At 64.0% G+C, this 18,625-nt stretch carries 10 protein-coding genes; all 10 read left to right on the top strand.

All coding sequences use genetic code 11. From position 1 onward, the window contains the following. The first annotated feature begins 14 nt into the window (after positions 1–14). The 10 genes from FNU76_RS11045 to FNU76_RS11000 all read left to right on the top strand — a co-directional run bounded on the left by FNU76_RS11045 (position 15) and on the right by FNU76_RS11000 (position 18,543). Positions 15–758 carry a DeoR/GlpR family DNA-binding transcription regulator gene (locus FNU76_RS11045; RefSeq protein WP_144278251.1) on the top strand — a complete coding sequence of 248 codons (744 nt, stop codon included), beginning with the start codon at positions 15–17 and terminating at the stop codon, positions 756–758. Between the two features lie 542 nt (positions 759–1,300). After that, positions 1,301–1,588, top strand: coding sequence for a hypothetical protein (locus FNU76_RS11040; protein ID WP_144278250.1), 288 nt, complete (start codon positions 1,301–1,303; stop codon positions 1,586–1,588). 413 nt (positions 1,589–2,001) lie between these two features. After that, the gene (locus FNU76_RS11035; RefSeq protein WP_223879307.1) at positions 2,002–2,646 is read left to right on the top strand and encodes a GNAT family N-acetyltransferase; all 645 of its coding nucleotides are present in this window, start codon (positions 2,002–2,004) and stop codon (positions 2,644–2,646) included. After that, positions 2,633–2,974, top strand: a complete 342-nt coding sequence (locus FNU76_RS11030; RefSeq protein ID WP_144278249.1) for a DUF6916 family protein — start codon at positions 2,633–2,635, stop codon at positions 2,972–2,974. Before FNU76_RS11035 ends, FNU76_RS11030 begins: the two co-directional genes overlap by 14 nt. A gap of 43 nt (positions 2,975–3,017) precedes the next feature. Then, a complete protein-coding gene (locus FNU76_RS11025) occupies positions 3,018–3,590 on the top strand; it encodes a phage tail protein (RefSeq protein ID WP_144278248.1) in 573 nt (190 codons plus the stop codon). Between the two features lie 147 nt (positions 3,591–3,737). Beyond that, on the top strand, positions 3,738–12,734 hold the full coding sequence (locus FNU76_RS11020) for a DUF4347 domain-containing protein (RefSeq protein ID WP_179958434.1): 8,997 nt from the start codon (positions 3,738–3,740) through the stop codon (positions 12,732–12,734). A gap of 59 nt (positions 12,735–12,793) precedes the next feature. Then, positions 12,794–14,293, top strand: coding sequence for a TolC family protein (locus tag FNU76_RS11015; RefSeq protein ID WP_144278246.1), 1,500 nt, complete (start codon positions 12,794–12,796; stop codon positions 14,291–14,293). Between the two features lie 11 nt (positions 14,294–14,304). Beyond that, positions 14,305–15,054 carry an efflux RND transporter periplasmic adaptor subunit gene (locus tag FNU76_RS11010; protein WP_223879306.1) on the top strand — a complete coding sequence of 250 codons (750 nt, stop codon included), beginning with the start codon at positions 14,305–14,307 and terminating at the stop codon, positions 15,052–15,054. Beyond that, positions 15,051–16,436 carry an efflux RND transporter periplasmic adaptor subunit gene (locus FNU76_RS11005; protein WP_144278244.1) on the top strand — a complete coding sequence of 462 codons (1,386 nt, stop codon included), beginning with the start codon at positions 15,051–15,053 and terminating at the stop codon, positions 16,434–16,436. The genes FNU76_RS11010 and FNU76_RS11005 overlap by 4 nt, the downstream gene beginning before the upstream one ends. A 4-nt stretch (positions 16,437–16,440) precedes the next feature. Beyond that, positions 16,441–18,543, top strand: coding sequence for a site-2 protease family protein (locus FNU76_RS11000; RefSeq protein ID WP_179958433.1), 2,103 nt, complete (start codon positions 16,441–16,443; stop codon positions 18,541–18,543). Positions 18,544–18,625: the final 82 nt, after the last annotated feature.

The following is an 18,625-nucleotide window of genomic DNA, read 5'->3' as shown; positions in this document are numbered from 1 at the left end:
GTATACTGTTCGGCATGTTTGCCGAGGAACGACACCAACGAATTCTTGATGCGCTGACCCGCCATGGCCGGGTCGAGGTCGCCGCCTTGGCGCGCGATCTGGGGGTGTCGGAAGATACCGTGCGGCGCGATTTGAAGGCGCTGACGGAGAAGGGTTTTCTACAGAAGACGCATGGTGGCGCCGTGCTGCTGGCGACGGCACAGATCCGTTTTCCCGCCCGCACCGCGATCAGGCCGGCCGCCAAGGCGGGCCTTGGCGCGGCGGCGGCGGCCTTGGTGGAAGCTCACCAAACCATCTTTATCGATGCGGGCACCACCACCCTGGAATTGGCCCGCGCCCTGGAAGTGACACCGCTATGCGTGGTGACCAATTCGCTCGATGTCGCCACGGTGCTGGCGGATCGGCCTGGCATCGATCTGGTGCTCAGCGGCGGGCTTTGGTGCGCGCCGGAGCGTTATTTCGCCGGACCCACCGCCGTGGCCTTGATCGCCAGCCATCGCGCCGATATGGCTTTCCTGGGTGCCTGCGCGGTACATGCCAAGCTGGGCGTCACGGCGACGCATGCCAGCGATGCCCAGGTCAAGGCGGCCATGATCGCGCATTCGGCCAGTGCCGTCCTGGTGACCGACGACAGCAAGTTTGGCCAGATCGCGCCCTATTCGGTTGCGGCGCTAAGCGATTTCGACCGGCTGATTACCGACAGCGCGCCTGACTGGCTGCTCGATGAGCGCCCCTATGTGCAACTGGTACCTGCCTAGTCTCAACCGGCTCTGGAATGAATCGACGGCTGGGTGGGAATCATTTGGTATCGACGGGGTCCAAGTTCGGGTAAGCGGTCCATTGGGTGGCTGGGGATATAAGCGGCTTGGCAATTTTACCGGGTGATTTATTGATTTGCATTTTGCCGGCCTATACCGCGTATTTCCGCCTGGGAACACCCATATTGATTTAATTTCTGGATAGGCAATTTTTTATTGGCTGGTAATTCCGCCTAAACTTGCTAAGTTTGAATTGAGCAGTATGCCGACTACCGTCCAGGCCCATGCCTATCCATCTCGTACAGTCGCGAACAGGCGGCACGAAAATAGCTGATACACGCACTGTACTGAAGCTGATTTGCCGCCAAAGTGCGGCACCCGGGCAGTACCACGATCTCTGCCGCCGGGAGCAAGTCGGTAGTGAGTAGTCGAGCCTTTGCGCTGATCGATACCACTCCCCATCCTCGCCGTCGCGATGGAATTTCGCTGTCGCCCGCTACGGTACGTGATCAGCGCTTCTACTATTCAATTGGTATTCAAACATGAAAACACGACATAACCACGGCAATAGTCAGAGCCAGGATGCGGTCAAGGCGCGCGCTGCGCTGGAAGCCCTGTTCGGTGACTCCAGCACGCCAAGCGCGGCCATCAGCAGCGAGCAGTTACCGAATGGCGAGGTCTTGGTGGCAAGAAAAGCTGCCCACGCCAAGGCGGTTTCCTCGCGCGTGGATTTCCTGCGGCGTAAACGCGAGGCAATGGATGAGATACGCCAGGCTGCGCAAAGTACGGGTTTCACCTTGGACGAGTTACGCGAAGCCGTTAAGGAATAGGCGTCCGGCCTAGGGAACGTCACCCCTGAACGCGGTTTCGTGCAGCCATTATTGCAAATCCGTTTTTCCCTCTTGCCGGGACGTCCCTTGCTGGGCGTCGCCGTCCGCGTCACCGCTCGCCAATGGTTTGTGAAGCATCGTTCGGCTTCGTCTATTTCAGTCAGCGCAAGTAGCTTCAGCCTGTCCGCAAGGGATGGGTATGGGCCAGAAATTCCGACCGACGGCATTGTATTTTTTACCAGCCGATTTTAACGGGAATGGTCTATAACCCATGCAGCAAGTAGCCAGCGCAGGATAAGAAGTGCGATGGCATATCATCGGGTGCGCGGCCCTCAGGGCCGAATATAAAAAAATATCCAAATGGTGCACGGTGCCGATCAAGCGCCGTCGTGCCCGGCTGTAGGAGGAAAGCCGTGTCCAGCGGCAGCGAACAATTCCGTTTTGGCAAAATGCCCTTGCCTGGCATCGATACGGCGCTGAACGTTTTGGCCAGCCGTGTTGGCCAGGATGGCGCGTCCGCGCTGGCGCATCTTTATGCTCGTCCCATTCGGGATGAAGACCTCGACTTCCTATTCGACCTTTATGCCTCGACGCGCGCGGAGGAGATGGCGGCTACCGGTTGGACGCCGGTCGAACAGCAGGGTTTTCTGCACCAACAGTTCCAATTCCAGCACCGCTATTACCAAGAGCACTACCACGATGCCCAGTTCCTGCTGCTGTTGCGCCGGGGTACGCCCATCGGCCGCCTGTACTGGTGGCACACCGCGAGCCGCGCTACGTTGATCGATATCAGCCTGATGCCGGCCGTGCGCGGCCAGGGCCTTGGCAGTGCGGTGCTGGAGCTGTTGACTCGCCAGGTGGATAAGCAAGCACAGCCGATATCGCTGCACGTGGAACCGGAAAATCCGGCACATCGGCTATATCGCCGCTTCGGCTTCGAGGTGGTCGCCGACAACCGTGTCTATTTGAAGATGGAACGGGCCGCGCGCGCCCTTGATGACCGGGCGAACCGCCCCGTGCCGCCTACCCAGGGAAACGATCACCATGAATGTACCTAGCCAAGCTCAACTCAACGATACCCTGGGTCAAACCTATCGGCTGGTCTTGCCGTGGGGCGAGAGCATGCCGGTCGAGCTGGTGAGGGTAAGCAGCGGTGTGCCGATGAATACCCGTTATTGCTGCTACGCCGCCGAGTTCGCCTTACCGGCCGGGACGCAACTGGGACAAGCCGTCTATACCCTGGCGCCGCCCGCGCCAGGCGGGGACGCATTGTCCTGGCCGCTGCTACTCACACCAATAGGCCCGGCCGAGGATGGACCGGTGCTGATGGAAGCCGTTTTCCATTACCCGGTCCCACAGGTGCAGGCCGAATCGGCCGGCGCCTGAATTCCGCGCCCAGCGCGTACTTGTAGCAGGAGGAGCAATAAAAATGAGCGAACCGTTTCTCGGCGAAATCAAGATGGTCGGTTTCAATTTCTCACCTCGGGGCTATGCCTATTGTTCCGCGCAGATCTTGCCGATTGCGCAGAACACGGCTTTGTTCTCCCTGTTGGGTACTACCTTCGGCGGCAATGGCCAGACCACCTTCGGTCTACCGGATCTTCGCGGCCGATCACCGGTTGGGGCGAATGGCTCGGCCGGGCCAGGCTTGCAACAGGTCGATCTGGGGGAGGTGGGCGGAACCGAAAGCACCGTGCTGACCTTGAACAATATGCCGGCGCATACCCACGCGGCGGCGGCCAATGTCGCGATTCCGGCTATCGCCGCCAGCACCAATGTGGCTGCCGCGCCGAGCAATATCACTTGCCTGGGACCGGTAAGCGGGGGCGGGCGGCCAGGGACCTTGTATAGCACCGATGCGCCGACGACCACGCTCGCACCGTTCAATTGCAATGTAACCGTCGGTATCGCGGGCGGCGGCCAGCCATTCGGGATTGCCAGCCCTTATCTCGGTATCAATTTCATTATTGCGCTGGAGGGGATCTTCCCATCCCGTAACTAAAGCAACACGCAGGACAGTGCGCGGCGGGTCCGCCGCGCCGGTAACAAGCAGCAAGTGTCGCGGCCGGCATAGGGCTGAGCGACCGGGGAGGCGGCAATGCGTTTCTTGCAAGAGCTCTTATATAAACATGCTGCTTCGGCAGCCCCTGTGCGCGCCAAGCCACTGCTGATCCAGGCGCTGGAGCCACGCATCATGTTCGATGCGGCGATCGCCGCGACCGCTGCCGAAGCGACGCATCATCTTCCTGCCGCCGACCATGCCAATGCGCCGACCGATGTGTCGGCTCGCTTGGCCGAGCGCTTGTTGCCGGTATCCCGGGACGCCAATCCACCGGCCGCTGCGCCGGCTGGCCCGGCCAAGGAAGTGGTCTTCGTCGCCGCCGACCTGGCCGATGCCCAAGCCTTGGTCAGTGGTCTTAAACCGGGCGTGGACGTGGTCATGCTGGATCGCGCCGGCGACGGCCTGGCCCAGATGGCCAACTATCTGCAGGGCAAGCAAGGTCTGCAAGCCATCCACCTGATCAGCCACGGCGCCGAAGGCGTGGTGGAAGTGGGCAATGTCTGGCTGGATAGCCAGAACCTGGCTGCCCACCGGGCGGTGCTGGGCCAGATTGGCGCATCCCTGGCCGCCGACGGCGATATCCTGCTGTACGGTTGCAAAGCCGGCGCCGGTCCGGCTGGGCTGGCCTTGCTCGACGGTCTGGCCAGGTTGACCGGGGCCGATGTAGCGGCTTCCGAGGATGACACCGGTGCCGCCAGCCACGGCGGCGATTGGCAGCTGGAGCGGCAAGCCGGGACGGTGGAGTCGGCCGCGCTGCGGGTGGACAGCTACGCCAGCTTGCTGGCCGTGCCCTCCGACGAGAATTACGATACCAATAGCGGCGCCAGTTTCACCGCCGACACCTTCACCCTGGATAACATCAAGTACACCATCGTCGGCTCCAATCCCGGCAACTATACCAATATCGTCTCGAACAATTCCGCCATGTCGCTACTGGGCAATAACGCCGGCGACTATTTTATGTTCTTCGATCTGGCCGGCGCCTTCGGCATCAGCAGCATCAAGGTCGAGGCGGCCGACGGCAGTGCCTTCCGGCTCTCCAATATCAGTTTCGATGCCGCCGCCGACGTCAATATCACCATTACGCCCAATGGCGGCACGGCGTTGACCTATTCCAGCAATGGCGCGCTGATCCTGCAGCAGAACGTCAATACCTCGGGCAACGTCAATTTCCAGAACATCACCAGCTTTACCATCGCCGGCGGCAATCTGAGCCTGGCGCTGGACGATCTGGATTTCGAGGCGCCGGTATCGGCCAGCGCCGTGCCGACCTTGTCCGCCACGGGCGGCACGCCGACCTTTACCGAGGGCGGTAGCACGGTCGATCTCTATAGCGCCGTGACGGCCGCTACCAACGATGCCGGCCAGACCTTCAGTGGCATGACCATGACGGTCACCAATGTCGGCAACGACAGTAGCGAGATCTTGACCATAGGCGGCACCGATGTGGCGCTCAATAACGGCAATAGCGGTACGCTGACCGGGATTGGCAGTTATAGCGTGGCCGTATCGGGTAGCACCGCCACCGTCACGGTCACCGGCATGACCCGTACCGACGCGCAGATGGGTACCCTGGTCGACGGCATGACCTACCGCAACACCAGCCAGGACCCCAGCACCAGCAACCGGGTGGTGACCATCACGGGCATTACCGATAGCGGCGGCAGCAACAACACCGCCAATCCGGCGCGGGTGGCGACGGTCACGGTCGTTGCCGTCAATGACGCACCCACGCTGACCGCCACCGGTGGTACGCCCACCTTTACCGAGAACGGTAGCGCGGTGGACTTGTTCAGCGGGGTTTCCATCAGCACGGTGGAAAGCGGCCAGACCATCGACAGGCTGATCCTGACCGTCACCAATGTCAGCGATGGCGCGAATGAAATTCTCACCATCGATGGCACCACGGTGGCCTTGACCAACGGCAATTCGGTCACCACCGGCAGCAATAGCCTGTCCGTGTCGGTCAGCCTGGCCGCCGGCACCGCGACCGTGACCATCAGCAAGGCGGCCGGCGTCAGTACGGCGATTGCCCAGACCGTGGTGGACGGGATTACCTATAGCAACAGTAGTGAATCACCCGGTACGACCAGCCGGGTGATTACCCTCACCAATATCCGCGACAATGGCGGCACCGCCAACAGCGGCGTGGATGCGACCACCTTGGCGGTGGCGGCGACCGTGGCGGTGAGTGCGGTCAATGATGCGCCTACCCTTACCGGCGGTACGCATGCCATGACCGGTATCGATGAAGACACCACCTCGGGCGGCACGCTGGTGTCGGCTATCCTGGCGACCGGTGGTTATGCCGATGTCGATACCGGCGCCGTTTCCGGCATGGCGGTAACGACCGTCAGCGGCAACGGCACTTGGCAGTACTCCACCGACGGTAATACCTGGACCGCCTTTGGCAGCGTTTCGGCCGCCAGTTCCCTGCTGCTGTCCAGCACCACCCAGGTCCGTTATGTCCCGGATGCCCAGAACGCCGAGACTGCTACCTTCACCTTCCGTGCCTGGGACCAGACCAGCGGGACCGCCTCCAGCAACGGCACGCCGCAGAGCGGAAATAGCGGCACCACTGGCACCACCACCGCGTATTCCAGCAGCACGGCCACGGTCAGTATCGCCGTATCGGCGGTCAATGATGCGCCGGTCCTGACGGCGGCGAGCCCCACCCTGACCGGCATCAACGAAGATGCCACCAGCAACGCCGGCCAGACGGTCGCCAGTTTTCTGGGCGCCAGCGTGGCGGATGTGGATAGCGGCGCGCTCAGCGGTATCGCCATCAGCGGCGTGGTGGCGGGCACCGGCACCTGGCAGTACTCATTGGATGGTTCCACGTGGAGCAATATCGGGACGGTTTCAGCCAGTAGCGCGCTGCTGCTGCGTTCGGGCGATTTTGTGCGCTTGGTGCCGGATGGCCAGAACGGCACCAGCGCAAGCCTTACCTATCGTGCCTGGGACCAGACGGGCGCTTCCGCCGGGCAGCAGGGCACCAAGCTCGATAGCAGCGTCAATGGCGGCACGACTGCCTATTCCAGCGTGACCGATACGGCCAGTATTACCGTCAGCAGCGTGAACGACGCGCCTACCCTATCCGGCGGTCCCTATAGTTTTACCGGCACCGATGAGGACACGGTTTCCGGCGCCGTCACGGTGGCCACCTTATTGGCGGGCATGAGCTACGCCGACGTCGATTCGGCGGCCGTGTCAGGGATCGCGGTTATCACGACCAGTGCGCTGGGCAATTGGCAGTACTCCACCGACGGCAGCACCTGGACCGCCTTCGGTGCGGTCAGCGCCAACAGCGCCCTGTTGCTGGCCTCCACCACGCAGGTGCGTTATCTACCCGATACGATTCACGGCGAAACCGCTACCTTCACTTTCCGGGGCTGGGACCAAACCACGGGCACTGCTTCCAGCAATGGCGCTACCCAGCACGGCGACAGTACCAGCAATGGCGGCAGCACCGCTTATTCCAGCGGTACGGCGCAGGGCAGCATCGTCGTCAGTCCGATCAACGAAGCACCGGCCGCTACCACGTCGGGCGGCAGCGCCGCCTTCACCGAGGGCAATAACGTTGCCGGCACGCCCGTGGTGGTCGATGCCGGTATTACTGTCGCCGATAACGACAGTGCCACCTTGGCCAGTGCCTTGGTCAGCATCAGCGGCAACTTCGCCAGCGGGGAGGATGTGCTGGCCTTCACCAACGACGGTATCACCATGGGCAATATCAGCGGCAGCTACAGCGCTGGGGTGTTGACCCTGACGTCCAGCGGCGCCACCGCCACCTTGGCGGAATGGCAGGCCGCCTTGCGCGTGGTGAGCTATAGCAACAGCTCCGATAGTCCAAGTACCGCCGTCCGCACCATCGGCTTCGTGTTGAACGACGGCACCGATAGCGGTAGCGCGGCCACCCGCACGGTGACGGTCGCCAGTGTCGACGACACCCCGGTCGCCACCGCCAGCGGTGGTACCACCGCCTTTGCCGAGGGCAACAATACGACCTCCACGCCGGTAGCGGTGGATACCGGCCTAAGCTTGTCCGATCTGGACAGCACGACGCTGGCCGGCGCCACCGTCAGCATCACCGGCAACTTTCAGAGCGGCGAGGATGTCCTGGCCTTCACCAACAGCAATGCCACCACCTTCGGCAATATCAGCGCCAGCTACAGCACCGGCGTGCTGACGTTGACGTCCAGCGGCGCTACCGCCACCGTGGCGCAATGGCAGGCCGCGCTGCGGGCGGTGACCTATACCAACGATGTCGCCCAACCCAATACCGCCACTCGCACCATCAGTTTTGAAGTTTCCGACGGCAACACCAATAGCGCGGTGGTGACCAAGCTGGTCAGCGTCGCCAGCGTCAACGATGCACCGCAGATTACGGCGCCGGCCACCCTATCGGTGACGGAAGATACCGCTAGCGTACTGACGGGCATCAGCTTCAGCGATACCGATGCAGGCGGCGCCACCGTCACGGTGACCTTGGCGGTTGGCACGGGGACCTTGAGCGGTATTTCCAGCGGCGGGGTGACGGCGAGCGGTGGGGGGACAGCCACACTGACCCTAAGCGGTACCCTCGCGGATATCAATGCCTATATTGCCGGCAGCGCGGTGAGCTTCCTCACTGCCGGCAGCGCCACCGCAGATGTCACGCTGACCACGACCATCGACGACGGCGGCAATACCGGCAGCGGCGGCACCCAGACCGATAGTGCGAGCACCACGCTCAATGTGGCGCAGGTCAACGACGCACCCACCATCACCGCGCCGGCCAGCATCGCCGTCAATGAAGATGTCGCCACCAGCATGGCGGGCATCAGCTTTACCGATATCGATGCCGGCAGCGGTGCCGTCAGCGTTACCCTGTCGGTAGCCAGCGGCACGCTCAGCGCCACCAGCGGCAGCGGTGTCACGGTCACGGGCAGCAATAGCGGCAGTTTGGGCTTGAGCGGCAGCGTGGCCGACATCAACAGCTTTATCGCCGCGAATAGCGTGTTGTTCCGTACCGCCAGCAATGCCACCGCCAATGTCACCCTGTCGGTGGCCATCGACGACGGCGGCAATACCGGCACCGATCCGGGCGGCAGCGGTACCGGCGGCAGCGAAGCGGCCAGCACCACGCTTAATCTGCTGGTCAGTGCCGTCAACGACGCGCCGGTGAATAGCGCGCCGGCTACCCAATCCACACCCAAGGATGTGGACCTGCTGTTCAATGCCGGCAATGGCAACCTGATCTCGGTGTCGGATGCCGAGGCCAGCACCCTGCTTGTCACGCTGACCGCCAGCAATGGATTGATTACCTTGTCCGGCACCACGGGCCTGACCATGCTGACGGGCAGCGGCAGCAACGACCTCTCCATGAGTTTCGAGGGTAGCGTGGCCGATATCAATGCCGCGCTGAACGGTCTGCGTTTTATCCCCACGCCCGGGTATACCGGTAGCGCCTCGCTGCAGATCGTGAGTAACGACCAGGGTTTCAGCGGCAGCGGTGGCAACCAGACCGATACCGACACCATCAATATCACCGTTGCCCTGCCCAATCCGCTTATCACCAGCGTCCATGCGGTCAATCCGGACGGCGGTTACAAGGTGGGCGACACCATCCAGATTACCCTCAGCCTGGACCAGGTGGTGACGGTCAGCGGCGGCGTGCCCACCTTGCTGCTGGAGACCGGCGGCGTGGACCGGCTGGCCAGCTATGTATCGGGCTCGGGCAGCAACACCTTGACCTTCTCCTATACCGTTCAGGCCGGCGATCTCAGCGCCGACCTCGATTACCAGTCCACCGCCGCCCTGGTGCTCAATGGCGCCACGGTACGCAACGGCAGCAGCGATGATCTGTTGCTGCTACTGCCGGCGACCGGTGGCTCGGGCTCCATCGCCGGCCAGCATGCCATCGTGGTGGACGGGGTCGCACCGGTGGTCGCCACGCTGGCGGCGCCCGCCGACGGGACCTACCAGACTGGCGACAATCTGGATTTCACGGTCAATTTCAGCGAAGCGGTAGTGGTTGATACCACGGGTGGCACGCCGCGTATCGCGGTGACCCTGGACACCGGGGGCACGGTCTATGCCAGCTATGTTTCCGGCTCCGGTAGCGGTGCGCTGGTATTCCGCCTCACCGTGGCGGCCGGCCAGGCCGACGGCAATGGCGTGAGCCTGGCCGGCAGCCTCGACCTGAACGGTGGGACGTTGCGCGATACGGTGGGCAATGCCGTCGTAACGACACTCAACGGTGTGGCTTCGACCGCCGGCGTGCTGATCGACGCCGTGCTGCCCACCGTTGCCAATGTGTCCGTGCCGGCGGCCGACCATTACCAGGCCGGCGAGGTGCTGAGCTTTACCGTCAATACCAGCGAGGCCGTGACGGTGAATACCGGTGGCGGTACGCCCAGGCTGGCGATCACCGTGGGTGGCGCCACCGTCTATGCCAATTATGTGTCCGGCTCCGGTACCGGCGCCTTGCTGTTCCAATACACCGTGCTGGCCGGCCACAATGACAGCGATGGTATCGCCCTGGCGGGCAGTATCGATCTCAATGGCGGCGCCATCGCCGATGGCGTAGGCAACAACCTGGCGACGGCGCTCAACAGTCCCGGCGATACCTCGGCCGTGCTGGTCGATACCACCATGCCGACACCGGCCGGCATCGTGCGGGTCGGTAGCAGCCCCAGCGGCGCCGACAGTATCAGTTACACCGTGACCTTCTCCGAAGGCGTCAGCGGGGTGGATACCGCTGACTTCGGCCTGGTCTTTGGCGGTAGTGCCGGCGGTACGATAGGCAGCGTGACGCAGATCGACGACCAGACCTATACCGTCACCATCACGGGTGTGACCGGGACCGGCGATATCCGGCTGGATCTGAATGGGAGCGGCACCGGTATTACCGATCTGGCCGGCAACGCCATCAGCGGCGGCCTGACTGGCGAAGTCTTCGCGGTGGATCGCGACGCGCCTTCGGTCAATTCGGTGGTGCTGCCCGCCAATGGCATTTATGCAACCGGCCAGACGCTGGATTTCACGGTCAACTATTCCAAGGCCGTGCTGGTGGATGGCGGCATACCGCGTATCGCCATCACCCTCGACAACGGCGACACGGTCTTTGCCAGCTATGTATCCGGCTCCGGCGGCACCGCCCTGACCTTCCGGCTGACGGTGGCCAGCGGCCAGTTCGACGGCAATGGCATCGCGGTGGCCAGTAGCCTGGACCTGAATGGCGCCACCCTGCGCGACGGCATAGGCAACAATGCCGCGCTGACCCTCAATGGCATGGATAGCAGTGCCGGCGTGCGCATAGACGCCCGGGCACCGACGGCGACCGGCATCGTGCAGATACGCGGCGGCGCCGGCTTGGCGTTCACCGTGAGCTTCAACGAGGATGTCAGCGGCGTGGACGTGGGCGATTTCCAGCTGGCCAGCACGGGTACGGCGGCCGGCAGTATTGCTTCGGTCACCCGGATCGATGGCCGTAACTATACCGTGCAGGTCAACGGCCTGGCTGGCAGCGGTACCCTCGGTCTGACCCTGCGTGCCAGCGGCAGTGGGATTGCCGACAGCGCCGGCAATCTGCTGGTCGCCGATTTCAGCGGCAGCGGCGTGCCGGTGGATAGAGCCGGACCGGCCATCACGGGGGTGACCGTGCCGGCCAACGGTGCCTACAAAGGTGAGCAGATCCTCGATTTCAGCGTCAATCTAAGCAAGGCCACCTTGGTCGATACCACTGGCGGCACGCCCAGGCTGGCCATCTTGCTGGGCGACCGGACGGTATTCGCCAGCTATGTGTCCGGCAGCGGCGGCAGCACCCTGTTATTCCGCTATACCGTCCAGGCCGGCGACAACGACGCCGACGGCATCGCGATTACCGGGCTGCAAGCCAACGGCGCCATTCTGCGCGACGCCAACGGCACGGCTGCCGATCTGGGGCTGCGCGGCCTGCCCAGCACGGCCGGCATCCTGATCGATACCGCGCCACCGGCCGGTACCGGCATTGTTAGATTGGACGCCACACCCACCTCGGCTACGTCGGCGCGCTACACGGTGACTTTTTCCGAGAATGTGCAAGGCCTGGATACCAGCGCCTTCAGCCTGTCCAGGCTGGGTTTGGTCAGCGGCGAGATCGGCACGGTGACGCAAGTGGATGCCCGCACCTACACGGTGACGCTGACCGGTTTGCGCGGGGCGGGGCTGATCAGCCTGAACCTGCGGAGCAACGCCGCCGTCACGGATACGGCCGGCAATACCTTGGCCGGCCCGATGGCAGGCGAGGTGTATATCGTCAGTCCGATACCGTTGCCACCGATTGTGCTGCCGCCCATCGTCATCCCGCCGGTACTGCCGCCACCGTTCGCGACGCCGCCCATCATCGGTGCCAATCCCATCGATCTGGGCCCCATCATTCCCAATATCGTGCTGACGGCGCTCGATAGCGCCCCGCTCAGCAACCCGCTGGCGCCGGTGGATGGCGTGTCCGGCGTCGATGGCCACGAGCTGGGTGCGGACGGAGCGGGTCAATTGGGGTTCCAACTAGCGGGGCAAGGCAGATCATCCGGCCCTGGCGATGGCCGTCCCACTACGCTGGCGGTGAGTGAGGCGCCCTTTATCGCCACAGCCGATCCCAGCCAGCGCGATGCACTGGTCGCCCGTCCCGATCTGGGCGTGCGCAATCTACAGCCGGGCCAGAACTTCGGTTTCGCCCTGCCCGCCGGTACCTTCAGCCCGCGCGAACCGGACAGCCGCATCAGCATCACGGTGCGTCTGGCCAATGGCCGGCCACTGCCCAACTGGCTCCGGTTCGATTCGCTGAATGGCTGGTTCAGCGGGCAGGTGCCGGACAACCAACGGCAATCGCTGGAGCTGGAAATCATTGTGCGCGACGGCAATGGCAATCAGGCCATCAGCCGGATGGAAATCGAGTTCGACAAACAGGGTGCCGCGGGTGCCGCCAAGCAAGCCATGCTGGAGCGGGTGGGCAAGCCGGATCTCGCCAGCCAGTTCGAGCGCTATGGCCAGGCGGCCTTTGAGCGCGAGCGCGACCTGCTCCTGGGCCAGCAGGCGGCAAAGGCTGATGTGCTTGTGTAAGGCAGCAGCCCAGGGCACAGCGGATCAATTTACAAAAAACACAAAAAGGACGGATGAGGATGAATCAAAACAAGGTTGCACTGCTCCCCCTGGCCATTGCCACCGCCTTGCTAGGTGCATGCGCCGTGCCCCTCCAGCCCATCAGCGAGGCCGAACGGCAAGCCACGCTGGCTGAAGACCAGCGCCTTATGTTCGGCAGCCAGGAAGCCCTTGCCGGTACGCTGAGCCTGGACGAAGCCATGGCACGGGCGCTCAAGTACAACCTCGATTACCGCGTCAAGCTGATGGAAGAAGCGCTGGCGCAGCGGCAATTCGACCTGGCCGGTATGGAGATGCTACCCAAGCTGGCGCTGGCCGCCGGATACAGCAGCCGCAACAATGACTCTGCCTCGTCCTCGCAGGATGTGGCGACCGGCCAGCAATCGCTGGTGCCTTCCATTTCCAGCGAACGCAGGCATTCCACCGCCGATTTGAACCTCAGTTGGAATGTGCTCGATTTCGGCGTCAGCTATTACGGTGCGCAGCAACAGGCCGACCGCCTGCTGATCCTGCGGGAGCGCAAGCGCAAGGTGTCGCACCAGTTGATGCAGCAGGTGCGGCAGGCCTACTGGCAGGCGGTGGGGGCGCAGCAGCTGGAAAAGCCGGTGGAAACACTGCTGCGCGACGCCGAAGCCGCCTTGGCCGATGCACGCAAGGTGGAACAGGAAAAGCTGCGGGCCCCTTTGGAGGCGCTCAACTACCAAAGGCAATTGCTGGATGTGATCCGCCAGATGAGTTTGATCCGCAGCTCGCTGGTCCAGGCCAAGCCACGCCTCGCCGCCATCATGAATCTGGCGCCCGCCAGCCGCTTCAGCGTGGGCACGCCGACCGAACTACGCATGCCGGGGCTGGGGCTGTCGCTGGACAAGATGGAGGAAGTGGCGCTGCTCAATCGGCCGGAACTGATGGAGGCACGTTATAACCAGCGTATCAGCAAGCTGGAGACCAAAAAGGCCATGGCCCGGCTATTCCCCGGCCTGGAATTCAGCCTGGGCGAGCACTACGACAGCAACAAATTCCTGGTCAACCAAGGTTGGAGCGATGCCGGCCTGCGGCTCAGCTGGAACCTGTTGAATCTGGCCAATGCCGGCAAGATCAGGCGTAGTGCCGACGCGCAGTTGAAGGTGGCCGAGGAACAGCGCATGGCGCTCAATATGGCCGTGCTGACCCAGGTGCATGTCGCCTGGCTGGACTACCAGGGACGCTCGCGCCAGTATGAACTGGAGCGCGATCTCAACCAGGTGGAGCAGCGCATCCTGGATCAGACCCGCAATGCCGCCCAGTCCAGCGCACAAGGCAAGCTGCAAGCCATCCTGGCCAACGCCAATGCGGTGTTGTCGCAGTTGCGGCTGTTTCAGAGCTACGGCGAATTGCAGAACGCCTATGGCCAGATCGGCGCCACCCTGGGGCTGGATGCACTGCCGCAGACGGCCAGCGGCCACGATCTACCGGCGTTGACCCGCGCCTTGCAAGGTGCGGAATCGAGCTGGCAGGGCAAGTTGGCCGGGGAGGGGCAATGAGGGCTGGCAGTATGGCCCTGTTTACGTTCATCGCGGTCCCCGTGCTGGCTGCTACCGCGCCAGTCCAGCCGCCCGCCCTTGCTGCGCCGCCGGCCAGCGATGGCCGGATCCGCACGCAGCTGATGGCGCGCAACGCCACCACGGTTTCCAGCGAAATCGCCGCCAAGATCGCCCGCCTGTCGGTGGCGGAAGGCGGCAGTTTCGGCAAGGGTGCGGTGCTGGTCGAGTTCGAGTGCAGCAGCTACCGTGCTCAGCTGCGCAAGGCCGAAGCCTCGCTGGAGGCCGCCCGGCAACTGGTCAAGGTCAACACCCGCTTGGCCGAACTCAATTCCATCGGCAAGCTGGAGGTGGACCAGGCGGAAGCCCGCGCCCGCGAAGCGGCGGCGGAAGCCAGCTATATGCACACCGTGGTGGCCAAATGCGTGGTGGCCGCCCCTTACGCCGGCCGCGTCGCGCGCCGTACCGGCGCGGCTTTCCAGTTCGTCAGTCCGGGTAATCCCATTCTCGAAATTGTCGATATCGGCCAACTGGAACTCCGCATGCTGGTGCCATCCAAGTGGCTGGCCTGGTTGCGGACCGGCGCCAAGCTGACCGTCCAGGTCGACGAATTGGGCCGCAGTTTTCCCGCCAGCGTGGCGCGGCTGGGGGCGCAGATCGACCCCGTCAGCCAGTCGGTGCTGGCCGTCGCCGTGATAGACGGTGCCGACCCGTCCCTGCTGCCCGGTATGAGCGGCTGGGCCAGTTTCAGCCTGCCGCGATGAGCAGTCCCGATACCATCGTCCAGTCGGTCCAGGACGCCGCCCGCCCCTTGGCCACCCTGCTGCAGTTGATGCGGCGGGCCCGTTCGGCCGATGGCGACGATGCGCTCGGTTTTGTCATGGTCAATGAAAGCCGGCAACTGCTGGATTATCGCCAGGCTGCCTTGTGGCGCGATGGGCCATGGGGTCGGGACGGACCCATGGGGCGGGTGGCGGCCTTGTCCGGTCTGGCCGAGGCGGATGCCGCCGCCCCTTATGTGCAATGGCTGGCCGGTGTTTTCCGTAGCGTGGTGGCGAAGGCGGCGGCCGATGCGCCGGTCCGGGTATTGCAAAGCGAGGATCTGCCCCCCCTGCTGGCGCAGGATTGGCCCAACTGGTTACCGGCACAGGTGCTCTGGTTACGTCTGCAGCCGCCTGGAACCCAAACGAGCGGGGCCTTGCTCTTGGCGCGCGAACAAGCCTGGAGCGACTATGAGCTGACCTTGGCAACCGAACTGGCCGATGCCTACGCCCATGCGCAATCGCGCTTCGCGCCGCAGCGCCATTGGCGTGAGCGGCTGGGCGCCTGGCTACGGCCAGGGCGGGCCAGGCGGTGGCTGTTGCTGGCCCTGCTGTTGCTGGTTTGCTGTCCGGTCCGGCTGACCGTGCTGGCACGCGGAGAAGTGACGCCGCAGGAGCCCTTGCTGGTGCGCGCGCCGATTGGCGGGGTGATCGACAGTATCGCGGTACAACCCAATCAGCAGGTGATGGCCGGCACCCCCCTGTTCAGCCTGGACCAGACCACGCTGGCCGGCCAGTACGCCCTGGCCAGCCAGGCGCGCGAGGCGGCCATGGAAGCCTATCGGCAGAGTGCCCAGCTGGCGGTGACCGACGACAGGGGCAAGCTGGAAATGGCCATGGACCGGGCCAGGCTGGATGAAAAGGTCATCGAGGCCGACTTTACCGGCCGGCAGCTGGCCCGCATCCACGTCAAGGCGCCGCAGGCCGGGGTCGTGGTGTTTTCCGACCGGGGCGATTGGCAAGGTCGTGCCGTGGCCGTGGGCGAAAAAGTCATGACCCTGGCCGATCCGGCGCGGGTGGAGCTGACCGCCTTCCTGCCGGTGGCCGAGGCGATCCAGGTCCAGCCCGGCACCGCGCTGCGGCTCTATCCGAATGCGGCGCCGACGGAATCCTACGATGCGGTGGTCAGCCGGGTGGCGTATCGCGCCGAAGCGACCGAGGATGGCGTGCTGGCTTACCGCATCCAGGCCGCCTTCCGCACCGGCCAAACCATGCCCAGGCTGGGCCAGATGGGCACGGCCCGGGTCTACGGCGACTGGGTACCACTGATCTATTACGCACTGCGCCGCCCCCTCACCGCCGCGCGGCAATGGCTGGGATGGTAAGCGCATGACTGCTTTGCCGCCGTTGCGCCAGGATCTCAGCTTGCACGCCGGCCCGCCGCAGGCCGACGGATCGCCCAGCTGGATGCTGCACGATCCGGCCGCCAATCGCTTTTACCAGCTGGGCTGGCCGGCCTTCGAAATTTTGCGGCATTGGGCGCTGGGCTGGGCGGAGCCGGTGATCGAAAGGGTCAATGGCAGTACCACGCTCAATATAGACAGCGAGGAAGTGGCCGCCGTCAGCGACTTTCTGGCGCGCCACAACTTGTTGTTGGCCGATAGGCCGGAGCATACCGACCGCCTGGTCCGGCAGGCCCGTGCCAGCAAGCTGAGCCACGCCATGTGGTTGCTTAAGCACTATCTATTCTTTCGTGTGCCCCTGCTGCAACCCATGCCATTGCTGCGACGCCTGGCACCGGCTTTCGAGTGGGTGTGCCGGCCGCGCTTCTGGTGGCTGCTGGCGGGCCTGGCCATGCTGGGGCTGTGGCTGGTTTCGCGCCGCTGGGATGAGTTCACCCATACCTTCTCGGCTTACGGCGGCATGGAGGGCGTGTTGGGTATCGTCGTGTCGCTCAGTATCGCCAAGGTGGCGCATGAGTTCGGCCATGCCTTGACGGCGCAACGTTTCGGTTGCCGGGTGCCGACCATGGGGGTGGCCTTCCTGGTCATGATGCCGGTACTGTATACCGATACCAATGAAGCCTGGAAGTTGCCCTCGCGACGGCAACGCATGCTGATCGGTGCCGCCGGCATGCTGGCCGAGTTGTGTCTGGCGGTGCTGGCCACCCTGGCCTGGAGTTTCCTGCCGGATGGGCCCATCCGGGCCGGTGCCTTTATGCTGGCGACCACCACCTGGCTGGCCACGCTGGCCATCAATGCCAGCCCCTTCATGCGTTTCGACGGCTACTTTCTGCTGGCCGATTGGATGAACCTGCCCAATCTGCACAGCCGTGCCTTTGCCATGGGGCGCTGCTGGCTGCGCCGTCGGCTGCTCGGCTTGGACGAGCCTTGGCCGGAACATTTCGCGGCTGGCCGCCGACGATTTCTGATCGCCTTCGCCTGCGCCACCTGGCTGTATCGCCTGGTGATCTTCCTGTCCATTGCCTTCCTGGTCTACCACTTGTTCTTCAAGGCCTTGGGACTGTTGTTGCTGGTGGTTGAGCTGGGCTGGTTCATCGCCTTGCCGCTATGGTCCGAGCTATCGGTCTGGTGGCGCCGCCGCGCCGAACTGCGCTGGAACTTGCAGACGGTTCGCAGTGTCCTTTTCCTGGCCGGTGCGCTGCTATTTGTCGCCCTGCCCTGGCGGACCGAGGTCAGCGCGCCGGCCATCATGGGCGCGCGCGACGCACAGACCCTCTACGCGCCGGCCCCGGCCGAAGTGCTTGCGGTCGCCAGCCGCGAGGGCGAATGGGTGGCGGCCGGGCAGTTGCTGCTGAGCCTGCGTTCGCCCGAGTTGGAAGCCGAGTTGGCCTTGGCGGAACGGCGTGCCGCGACCCTGCGTTGGCAGATGGACCAGCAGCCCTTTCATCCTGAGTTGTTGGCGCAGGGGCTGGCGCTGGGCAAGCAATGGCAGGGGGCGGAAGAAAAGGTCGCCGGTCTGCGCCGGCAGCAGGCGCAGTTGGCGGTACGGGCGCCTTTCGCCGGTCGCGTGGTGGATGCCAGCCTGGCGCTGCGGCCGGGGACCATGATTCCGGCCGGCGAACGTTTGTTGGGCTTGGTGGGCGCGCAGGGCGTCAAGGGCGAGGCATTTGTCGACGAGGGCAATCTGGCGCGGCTACGGGCGCACAGCGAGGCGGTATTTATCGCCGACCAGACGGAGCAAGCGGCCATCCACTGCCACCTCGGCGGCATCGACCGGCTGACCCTGGCGAGCCTGGACCAGCCGGCGCTGGCGTCCAGCTATGGCGGCCCTATCGCCACGCAGCGCGTCGGGCAGACCCTGGTACCGCTGGCGGCTACTTTCCGGGTTCGCCTTATGCAATGCGAGGCCGGCGCGGCGCCGCTGCGCGAAATGACGGGGGTGGCCAAGCTGCGCGGGGAGCGCTCCAGTCTGTTGGGACGTGGGGTGGATGGTTTGCTGGCGGTGCTGCACGGGGAAGCGGCCCTATGACGAGCGACTGCGGGACCTTCCACCAGGCGGTGTAAACTGCGCCTTACCGCTGTGATGGCGGATGGTGATCGAACCCATGGTA

The sequence above is a fragment of the Chitinimonas arctica genome (assembly GCF_007431345.1).
In the GTDB taxonomy this organism is placed as follows: domain Bacteria; phylum Pseudomonadota; class Gammaproteobacteria; order Burkholderiales; family Chitinimonadaceae; genus Chitinimonas; species Chitinimonas arctica.
This window is presented reverse-complemented; position numbering and strand designations above follow the sequence as displayed.